The 9,424-nt window shown below is 73.1% G+C and carries 7 protein-coding genes; 2 read left to right on the top strand and 5 right to left on the bottom strand.

Features of this window, described 5'->3' with window-relative positions; genetic code table 11:
- The 4 genes from PKY62_RS10455 to PKY62_RS10440 form a co-directional block, all read right to left on the bottom strand.
- The coding region (locus tag PKY62_RS10455) for a glycogen/starch/alpha-glucan phosphorylase (RefSeq protein WP_324536678.1) at positions 1 to 886 on the bottom strand (886 nt) is incomplete at its 3' end.
- A gap of 109 nt (positions 887 to 995) precedes the next feature.
- Positions 996 to 2,186 (bottom strand): AI-2E family transporter, encoded by a 1,191-nt coding sequence (locus PKY62_RS10450; protein ID WP_324536676.1) that lies wholly within the window; start codon positions 2,184 to 2,186, stop codon positions 996 to 998.
- On the bottom strand, positions 2,183 to 3,352 hold the full coding sequence (locus tag PKY62_RS10445) for a class I SAM-dependent methyltransferase (protein ID WP_324536674.1): 1,170 nt from the start codon (positions 3,350 to 3,352) through the stop codon (positions 2,183 to 2,185). Before PKY62_RS10445 ends, PKY62_RS10450 begins: the two co-directional genes overlap by 4 nt.
- A gap of 15 nt (positions 3,353 to 3,367) precedes the next feature.
- Positions 3,368 to 3,658 carry a hypothetical protein gene (locus PKY62_RS10440; RefSeq protein ID WP_324536672.1) on the bottom strand — a complete coding sequence of 97 codons (291 nt, stop codon included), beginning with the start codon at positions 3,656 to 3,658 and terminating at the stop codon, positions 3,368 to 3,370.
- 231 nt (positions 3,659 to 3,889) lie between these two features.
- On the opposite strand from PKY62_RS10440, the gene PKY62_RS10435 reads away from it, so the two are divergent.
- Positions 3,890 to 6,103, top strand: a complete 2,214-nt coding sequence (locus tag PKY62_RS10435) for a hypothetical protein (protein WP_324536670.1) — start codon at positions 3,890 to 3,892, stop codon at positions 6,101 to 6,103.
- Between the two features lie 127 nt (positions 6,104 to 6,230).
- On the opposite strand, the gene dnaB is transcribed toward PKY62_RS10435, so the two are convergent.
- Positions 6,231 to 7,607, bottom strand: coding sequence for a replicative DNA helicase (gene dnaB, locus PKY62_RS10430; RefSeq protein ID WP_324536668.1), 1,377 nt, complete (start codon positions 7,605 to 7,607; stop codon positions 6,231 to 6,233).
- Positions 7,608 to 7,883: 276 nt separating this feature from the next.
- Between dnaB and PKY62_RS10425 the strand changes: the two genes are divergently transcribed.
- Positions 7,884 to 9,239, top strand: coding sequence for an MATE family efflux transporter (locus PKY62_RS10425; protein WP_502875831.1), 1,356 nt, complete (start codon positions 7,884 to 7,886; stop codon positions 9,237 to 9,239).
- Positions 9,240 to 9,424: the final 185 nt, after the last annotated feature.

The following is a 9,424-nucleotide window of genomic DNA, read 5'->3' as shown; positions in this document are numbered from 1 at the left end:
CGAAGAAGTACTGCTGCTGCAGGCGCAGCTCCTTGCCCTGGGGCGTGGAGTCCTCCGGGTAGAGCACCTTGGAGATGTTCTCGGCGAACGTCTGCGCGCGCACGGCCTCGGCGTACTGGCCCGAGTTGAAGATCTGCAGGTCGAACGCGCGGGTGGCCCGGGCGCTCCACAGGCGCAGCGTGTTGACGTTGCCGTTCTCGAAGCCCGGCACCATGTAGTTGTACGGCACGCCCAGGACGCTCCAGGACGGCGTCCACACCCGCCGGCTCACGCCGTCCATGCCGACGACGTCCGACGTCTGGCCGCCGAAGCCGACCGTCACGGCCGACTCGGGGTGCGGGAACTCCCACGGCGAGCCGAGCTCGAGCCACGAGTCGGGCTGCTCGACCTGCTGGCCGTCGACGAACGTCTGGCGGAAGATGCCGTACTCGTAGCGGATGCCGTAGCCGACGGACGGCACGGACAGGGTGGCGAGCGAGTCGATGAAGCACGCGGCGAGGCGGCCGAGGCCGCCGTTGCCCAGGCCGGGCTCGACCTCGGCGTCGCGCAGCGTCGCGATGTCGATGTCCAGCCCGCTCAGGGCCTCGGCGGCGACGTCCTCGAGCCCGGTGCCGAGCAGGGCGTTGCCCAGCTGGCGGCCGAGGAGGAACTCCGCGGACAGGTAGGCGACGGACTTCGACTGCGCCTGGCGCTGGCGACGCTGGGTCTCCAGCCACCGCGACATGAGGTACTGCCGCACGGTACGGGCCAGTGCGAGGTACTGGTCGTTGACGGACGAGTGGGCCAGCTCGACGCCCTGGCCGAAGTTCAGCTCGCGGAGGAAGGCGCGGGTGAAGGCTTCGACGGTGGCGTCCGGCGTGGGCGTGGGAACGACGAGTTCGGTCACGACGCAGTACCGTAGCCGCTCTTTCCGCAAGTTCTTGCATTCTCCGGCCCACGAACCCGGACCTGCACAGGATCGCTACCTGCCGGAAACACTCGATCGGCGCAAGCGCTTACGCCGGTCGATCGCCGTCGACGTCCGGCGCGACGTCCGGCTCGGCGTCCGCGCCCGACGACGGCGCGGTGCGCGCGGCACCGTCGGCGAGGTCCGGGCGCAGGGCGTAGCGCGTGTTGCGGACGTCGGCGAGCGCGATGAGCATCGCGCCCACCGGGATCGCCAGCAGCGCGCCGCCGACCCCGAAGAGCGCGGCACCGAGCATGACGAAGCCGAACGCGACCGCCGGGTGCACGTCCACGGCCTTGGCGCTGATGCGCGGCTCGATGGTGAGGTTCTCCACCTGCTGGTAGACGATCCCCCAGGCCAGCACCGCCAGGCCCATCCACGGGGTGGGGCTGACGAGCCCGACGAGCACCGGCAGGGCGATCGAGATGTAGGTGCCGATGGTCGGGATGAACTGCGCCACGAGCCCGGTCCACACGGCGAGCGCGAACCACGACGGCAGGCCGATCGCCAGGAAGGCGATCGCGGTCGCCGTGCTGTTGATCGTCGCGAGGATGACGCGCGCCGCGACGTACCGACCGGTCTTCTGCGCCGTGAGGTCCCAGACCTGGACCGCGAGCGGCTGGTGTGCCTGCGGGAAGAGCGTGGCCAGGTAGAGCCGGAACCGCGGGCCGTCCGCCGAGAGGTAGAAGGTGAACAGGGCGAAGGTGAACAGGGAGAACACCCCGCCGAGCACGCCGAGCAGCACGCCGAGCAGGCCGCCGACCACCTCGGCGCCGTACGACGCGAGCGCCCCGGGGCTGATCCCGAGCCTGCCGATGAGCTCCTCGACGTCGAGCTCCGCCCCGAGCCGGCCGTTGACCCAGGCGACCACCGCGTCGAAGAGGTCCGGCAGCTCGCCGAGCAGCTGTGCGGCCTGCTGGACGAAGAGGTTGCCGAAGGCCGTGAGGAAGACGACGGCGCTGACGAGGATCGTCCCCATGACGAGCCCGGTCGCGGCGGCCCGCGGCATGCGGCGGGACAGCGGCCGCACGGCCGGCTCCATCGCGATCGAGGCGAACCACGCCATGAGGATGGTCACCAGGACGCTGCGACCCTCGACGAGCACGAAGCGCCCGACGATCGCGACCACCACGAGGGCGATGACGACGAAGCCGACGCGCCAGACGTTGCGCGGGTCGAGGCGGACGGTGGAGGCGGCGGCCGGCGCGGCGGCTGCTGTCGCGGTGGTGGGCGTGTTCACGCGCCCACGGTAGGCCGCGTGGAGACGGTCACCGTGAAGGTGGGCGTGCGGCTCGCCTGACGCGTCGGCCCGACGGCACGCTCGAGTGCCGGGCGGTACTGCAGGTGCGAGTTCCACACGCACCACAGCTCGCCGCCCGGTCGCAGCACCCGACCGGCGTCAGCGAACATCCGGTGGGCCACGCCCGTGTGCACCGTGGCGCCGAGGTGGAACGGCGGGTTGAGCACCACGAGGTCCGCCGACGCGTCGGGCATCGACACCAGGACGTCGTCGCGCACCACGGTGACCTGCCCGGCCACGCCGTTGGCTGCGGCGGTCGCGCGGGCCGAGGCGACCGCGGCGGCGGAGTCGTCCGTCGCGGTGACGGCGAGGCCCGGGCGGGCCCTGGCCAGCAGGACGGCGAGCACGCCGGTGCCGCAGCCGAGGTCGACGGCCGTCGTCGCGGCCGGTGCCATCGCGGCGAGGTGGCCCGCCAGGATGCGCGTGCCGTGGTCCACCCGGGTGCCGGCGAATGCCGCACCGTGGGCGCACACCGTGAGGTCGAGGTCGGCGTGGTGCTCGCTCGCCGGCCACCGGACCGTTGCGGGCCCGCCGCCGGCCTGCGGGCCGTCGGCCGCCCGCACGCCGCTCGCGACGAGCACGCGCGACTTCTGGCGCGCCAGGCGCGCCTCGACCGTCGTCAGGTACCGACCGAGCACGTCGTTCATCGCCCGGGTCATGTGCTTGAGGCGCCCGCCGGCGACGACGACGACCCCGGGGTCCGCGTGCGCGGCGACCAGCGCGGCGATCTCGTCGAGCGCGTCGAGCGACCGGGGCAGCTGGACCAGCACCACGCGGGCGTCGGTCAGCCCGGCGGCGTCGAGCCCCACGGACGTGAACGTGCCGGTCAGCCCCGTGCGCTCGGCGTTGAGGGCGAGCGCGCGCTCGCCGTTGAGCGCGTCCTGGACCGTGCGGATGCCGTGGGCGCCGTGCAGGGCGGCCGCGCCGAGCGTCAGCGCGCCGTACCGGTCCCCGACGACCACGAGCCCGCCAGCGGGGCAGGCGTCGAGGGCCGACGCCGCCTCGTCGAGGATGAGGCGGTCGCTCGCGTCGACCGCGACGAGGCTCGGTCCCTCGATGTCGGGCTGACGCCGCAGGGCGTCGAAGGAGAACGCGGGCGCTGTCATCCCGCGAGCCTAGGCTCAGGCGGCGCGCTCGCCGACCGACTCGGAGAACAGCGGGCGCAGCGCGGCGATGACGTCCAGCCGGTCGACTCCCTTGACGGTCGCCACGAGGGCGACGCACGTGTGGGCCAGGGTCATCGCCCCGTACGCCACCGACGAGCTCGTCTCGTCCAGCTCACCGATGAGGTGCTCGAGCTGGGCCAGCGCCAGCGGGACGGCCCGGGCCGAGGCCGCCGGGTCCTCCACGTCCAGCGCCGTGAGCGCGTCGAGCAGCACGGTGGCCACGGCCTTCTGCTGCTGAGGGGTCATCCACCGACCCTAGGCGACATTTCGGACATCCGGCGTGTCCCGCGACGTGCTTCACCCGGACAGGCGACAACTCCCGACCGTGATCAGCGGTCACACCGGGTCCGGTGGCGGGCTCCTTCCTCGTGAGGGCGTCGCCCGCCCTCGCGCGGCGGGACCGCGCTGCGCCGCACCTGCGGGTGCGACATCTCAGCCGGAGGCAACCTGCGTCCGGCACGACGCTCAGGAGCTCACATGCCCAACGACATCGAGCCGTCGCGGAGATCGTTCCGCAGGCTCATCGCCACCAACCCCAACCACTTCGGGACGCTGCAGGACTCGGCCCTGGCCGCGTTCCTCCCGGTCGTCGACGACAAGCAGTCCGACACCGGCTACGAGGAGATCGGCTGCGTCTCGTTCAGCCCGGAGCGCGACCGCCTCGAGGCGACCGTGGTCATCAAGCGCGCCGCCGGGTACAGCGGCGGCCCGTGCACCACCGGCTCGGCCGAGTGGGTCCGCTTCTTCGTCGACTTCGGCAGCGGCTGGGTCGATGCGGGCTCCGCCGCGGCGCGGGTCTTCGACGTGCCGCTCGGCGCCGACTGCGCCGGGGACAAGGACCACCCGTACATCGCCGTCGTCGGGGTGCTCCTCACGCCGCTGCGGCGGTTCTGCTCGACGCCGGTGCTGCCGCGCGTGCGGGCCATCCTGTCCTGGGAGCAGGAGCCGACGGCCGGGGACCCCGGCTTCGTACCCGTCTGGGGCGAGGTGCAGGAGGACACGGTCCAGATCCGGCCGCGCCGGCGGCTCTACCCGGGCGACCTCGTCGACGTGCTGAGCCCGGTGCTGCAGCTCGACCCCAAGGTCATCGCCCAGCTGGTCGACAGCGACGTGCTGCCCGTCCCGGTGCCGGACCCCGGTCCGCTCGGCCCGGTCGCACTCAACCCGCAGCCGCTGCCGCCGGTCGAGGGGCCGGCGCTCGTGCCGCTCTCCCTCGACGTGCTGCGGCGCATCTACGCGCCCGAGAAGGTCAAGTTGCTCGCCGAGCGGGCGCTGGACCGCAGGGTCGCCAAGCTCGCGCTCGACCCCGTGCCGCCGCACCGGTTCGCCGCGGCGGAGGCGACGGCCGCGCTGTCCGGGGTCGTCGGGCCGTCGGCCCTGGCCTCGGCCACGATCGCTGCGGGCACGCTCGACATCGACTGGGGCGACATCCTCGGCACCGTCGAGGACGGCAAGGGCGACACCACCTACGAGGAGCTCGAGTGCCTCGGCCTGGACGACGCTGCCGGCCAGCTGGTCGCCACGTTCCGGGTCAAGCGGCCGACCGGGTTCTCCGGCCCGCCGTGCAGCGCCGGGTCGACGGAGCACGTCGCCTTCTGGGCGGACTTCGACGACGACTGCGCGATGACGTACCTCGGGACCGTCGCGGTCGCGGCGCACGACTTCATCACGATGCCCGGGGGCGGGCTGTCCTACGCGGCCGTGCTCCCCGTGGACCTCGCGGCCTACCGGCGGCACTGCGAGAAGCCGGGGCTGCACCGCGTGCGCGCCGTGCTCTCGTGGAACACACCGCCGTCGACCACCGACCCCGACGCCGTGCCGCACTGGGGCAACCGGCTCGACACGCACGTCCACGTGCTGCCGGGCCGTCCGTACGACGGCGTCGCGCGGCTGACCATCGTCGGCGGCGTGGCCACCGGTGAGATCGACCCGACCACGGGCGTGACCCGGCCCGTCGCGCACATCGCCTACAACGGCGCGGTGCTGGACCCGCGCGGCTGCCCGTTCGCGGGGCGCGTCACGGCGCACGGTCCGACCGACCCGGCGCTCGCCGGCGTGCAGTACCGGCTGCTGGCGCGCGACGTCACGACCGGCGGGACGGAGAGCCCGGTGATGACGGCGTTCTACGTCGTGGACTCGAACGGGTTCGGCTCCTGGGTCACCCCCGGCGCCGGCGGCTGGACGTCGTGGCCGGTCTGGTCGACCAACACGCTGGGCACCCTGGGGTACATCGACACCAGCGGGGACCACCTGTGGGAGACCTGGCTCGAGGTGGCCGGCTCGGGCGTGGTGGACACCCAGCGGTTCGCGCTGGACAACACCCTCAACGCGGCGTCGGTCGACCCGGCCAACGCCGCCCACCTGGCCTTCGACCCCGGCCAGATCGCCGCGCAGCACTGCGGCAAGTTCACGCAGGGCATGAAGGTCCTGGGGACGTACGACGCGCGCGACACGTCCTTCGGCTCCTGGAGCTTCTCCCTGCTGCCGTTCCCGCTGCCGGCGGGTGCGCTGACGACGTCGGTGCTGCTGTCGACGTCCGAGGCACCCGTGGGCTCGACGTGGGCGCTGGACACGACCGGGCTGCAGCCGTGCGGCTACGTGCTGCGGCTCTCGGTGTCCGACCGGGCGATCGTGAACTCGACCTGGACGGGCCGCAGCGTGCCCGTCGACATCGGGTTCTGCATCGAGTAGCGGTCGCGGGGCGCCACCCGGTCTTCGGGGGGCGCCCCAGCCACCGGGGTGGAGCATCCGGCACGCGTCCCGTGCCGGATGTTCCACGTGGCGGCGCGGGGCTCGGCTGCACCCCCGGGGGGCGGGCTCAGATGCCGTCGGGCGCCATGTCGACGAACCGCGCGTAGGTGCCCTGGAACGCCACGACGATGGTGTCCGTGGGGCCGTTGCGGTGCTTGGCGACGATGAGATCCGCCTCGCCCGCGCGTGGCGACTCGCGCTCGTACGCGTCCTCGCGGTGCAGGAGGATGACGATGTCGGCGTCCTGCTCGATGGAGCCGGACTCGCGCAGGTCGCTCATCTGCGGTCGCTTGTCGGTGCGCTGCTCGGCGCCACGGTTGAGCTGGGAGATCGCGATGACGGGCACCCCGAGCTCCTTCGCCAGCAGCTTGAGCGCGCGGGAGAACTCGCTGACCTCCTGCTGGCGGGACTCGACCCGTTTGCCGGAGCTCATGAGCTGCAGGTAGTCGATGACGACGAGCTTGAGGTCGTGCCGCTGCTTGAGGCGGCGGCACTTCGCCCGGATCTCCATGAGCGACATGTTGGGCGAGTCGTCGATGAACAACGGCGCCTCGGACAACCGTGCCATGGTGCCGGCGAGCTTCTGCCAGTCCTCCTGGCGCATGGTGCCCTTGCGCATGTTCTGCAGCGGCACGCGCGACTCCGCGGAGAGCATGCGCATGGTGATCTCGTTGCGGCTCATCTCGAGGGAGAAGATCACCGACGCCATGCCGTGCTTGATCGAGGCGGACCGCGCGATGTCGATGCCCAGGGTCGACTTGCCGATGGCCGGCCTCGCCGCCAGGACGATCATCTGGCCGGGGTGCAGGCCGTTGGTCAACCGGTCGAGCTCGACGAACCCCGTCGGCACGCCGACCATGCCCTCGCCGCGGTTGCCCGCCGCCTCGATCTCGGACATGGTCCCGTTGAGGATCTCGGCCAGCGGCAGGTAGTCCTCGCTGGTGCGCTGCTCGGTGACCGCGTAGACCTCGGACTGGGCGGAGTTGACGATCTCGTCGACGTCGCCGCCGTCGGTCGCGTAGCCCAGCTGGACGATCCGGGTGCCCGCCTCGACGAGCCGGCGCAGCACGGCCCGCTCGCGCACGATCCGTGCGTAGTACCCGGCGTTGGCCGCCGTCGGCACCATCGAGATGAGCGTGTGCAGGTAGGGCGCCCCGCCGATGCGGGTGATCTCACCGCGCTTGGTGAGCTCTGCGGCCACCGTGACGGCGTCCGCTGGCTCGCCGCGGCCGTACAGGTCGAGCACGGCCTCGTAGACGACCTCGTGCGCCGGCCGGTAGAAGTCGGCGCCCTTGAGCTGCTCGATGACGTCGGCGATCGCGTCCTTGGAGAGCATCATCCCGCCGAGCACGCTCTGCTCCGCGGCGATGTCCTGGGGCGGGGTCCGGTCGAAGGCGTCGGACCGTCGCGAGGACAGACCTCGCTCGAGCTCGTCGATGCTCACCGCACACCCCTCGTCATGACGTCACCTGTGTCCAACGTCTATCCCCGACCGCTGACATCCTGCGCCGGTGCCGTCCTCGCGAAGGGTACGGCCGTCCCGGACCCCGCCCAACCCCGGGGTCGAAGGCCCTGTGCGCAGCCCTGGGGACAGAATGTGGACGGTCGCGTGCGTCTCTGTGCACAGGCCGGGGACAAGACTGTGGATAGCGTGGACGGCACACGCCCAGAACGCCCGGATCAGCGGCTTTGCCCCTCCGACGCTGTGGACAGGACTTTCGTGGCAGACCGTTCACCTGATGGACCCCCCGTCTCGACAGGTGACGTCTCGCTCGATCGCCAGATCGTCGCCCTCGCGGTGCCGGCACTCGGTGCGCTGGTCGCCGAGCCCCTCTTCGTCCTCGTGGACACGGCCGTCGTCGGGCGGCTGGGCACCGCGCCCCTCGCCGGCCTCGCCCTGGCCGGCACCGTGCTCACCACCGCCGTCGGGCTGTGCGTCTTCCTCGCGTACGGCACGACGGCGGGGGTCGCCAGGGCCCTGGGGGCGGGAGAGCGGGCCATGGCTGCCCGGCTCGGTGTGGACGGGGTGTGGCTGGGCCTCACCCTGGGGACGGTTCTCGCCGTCGGCCTGTGGACGACGGGACCGGCGCTCGTCGCGGCACTCGGTGCCCCGGACGACGTCGCGACGCACGCGGTGGCCTACCTGCGATGGTCCGCCCCCGGACTGCCGGGGATGCTCGCCGTGCTGGCCGCGACCGGCGCGCTGCGGGGAATGCTCGACACCCGGACGCCGCTGCGGGTGGCCGCGGCGGGCGCCCTGCTCAACGCGGTGCTCTCGGTGGCACTGGTCCTCGGGCTGGGGATGGGCGTCGCGGGCTCGGGCCTGGGCACCGCGGTGACCCAGCTGCTCATGGGTGCCGTGCTCACCCGGACGGTGCTGCGCGACGCCCGGCGCCTCGGCGCCACGCACCGGCCGTCGCCCGCCGGGCTGCTCGCAGGGCTGCGCACGGGAGGCCCGCTGCTCGCGCGCACCGCCACGCTGCGGCTCGCCGTCCTGCTCGCGGCCTGGGTCGCCGCCGGGCTGGGCGCCGTGACCCTCGCCGGGCACCAGGTGGTCGGCGCGGTGTGGGGCCTGTGCGCCTTCGCGCTCGACGCGCTGGCGATCGCTGCCCAGGCGCTCGTCGGGCACCGGCTCGGCGCCGGCGACCTGCCGGCGACCCGGGCGACGCTGCGCCGCGTGCTCGGCTGGGGGGTGGGCGCCGGTGCGCTGCTGGGCATCGTCGTCGGGGTCACCGGGTGGTGGCTCGCCCCGCTCTTCACGACCGACCCGGACGTGCGCCGCGCCGTCGCCGCAGCGCTCGTCGTCGTCGCGGTGTCGCTGCCCGTCGCCGGCTGGGTCTTCGTGCTCGACGGCGTGCTCATCGGGGCTGGGGACGGGCGCTACCTCGCCGTCGTCGGGGTGGTGACGCTGCTCGCGTACGCCCCCGTGGCGCTCGCCGTCCGGTCGGCTGCGCCCATGGGGGAGGCCGGCCTCGTGTGGTCGTGGGCAGCGTTCGCCGGGGTGTTCATGCTGGCCCGCGCGGTGACGACCGGCTTGAGGGCGGCCGGGACAGGCTGGATGCGCACAGGCGCCTGAGGCGCGGGGCGGGTGGTGCGGGCATCCGCCATGCGTGAGGGGCGCTGGCGCAGGGGCCGCCGCCAGCCGCCCATCGGCCGCCAGCAGATCGGCCAGCGCGATGCCTCCCAATCCGCCGGCCGAGCGCCATAAAAAATCGCGGCGCGAGGCAAGCCGCGGCGAACCTTGGCAGCGGCGATGGCCTG

It is taken from the genome of Actinotalea sp. (assembly GCF_035443605.1).
Classification (GTDB): Bacteria; Actinomycetota; Actinomycetes; order Actinomycetales; family Cellulomonadaceae; genus Actinotalea.
Note: the sequence above shows the minus strand (reverse complement) of the source record. Positions and strands in the feature narration are given on the sequence as shown.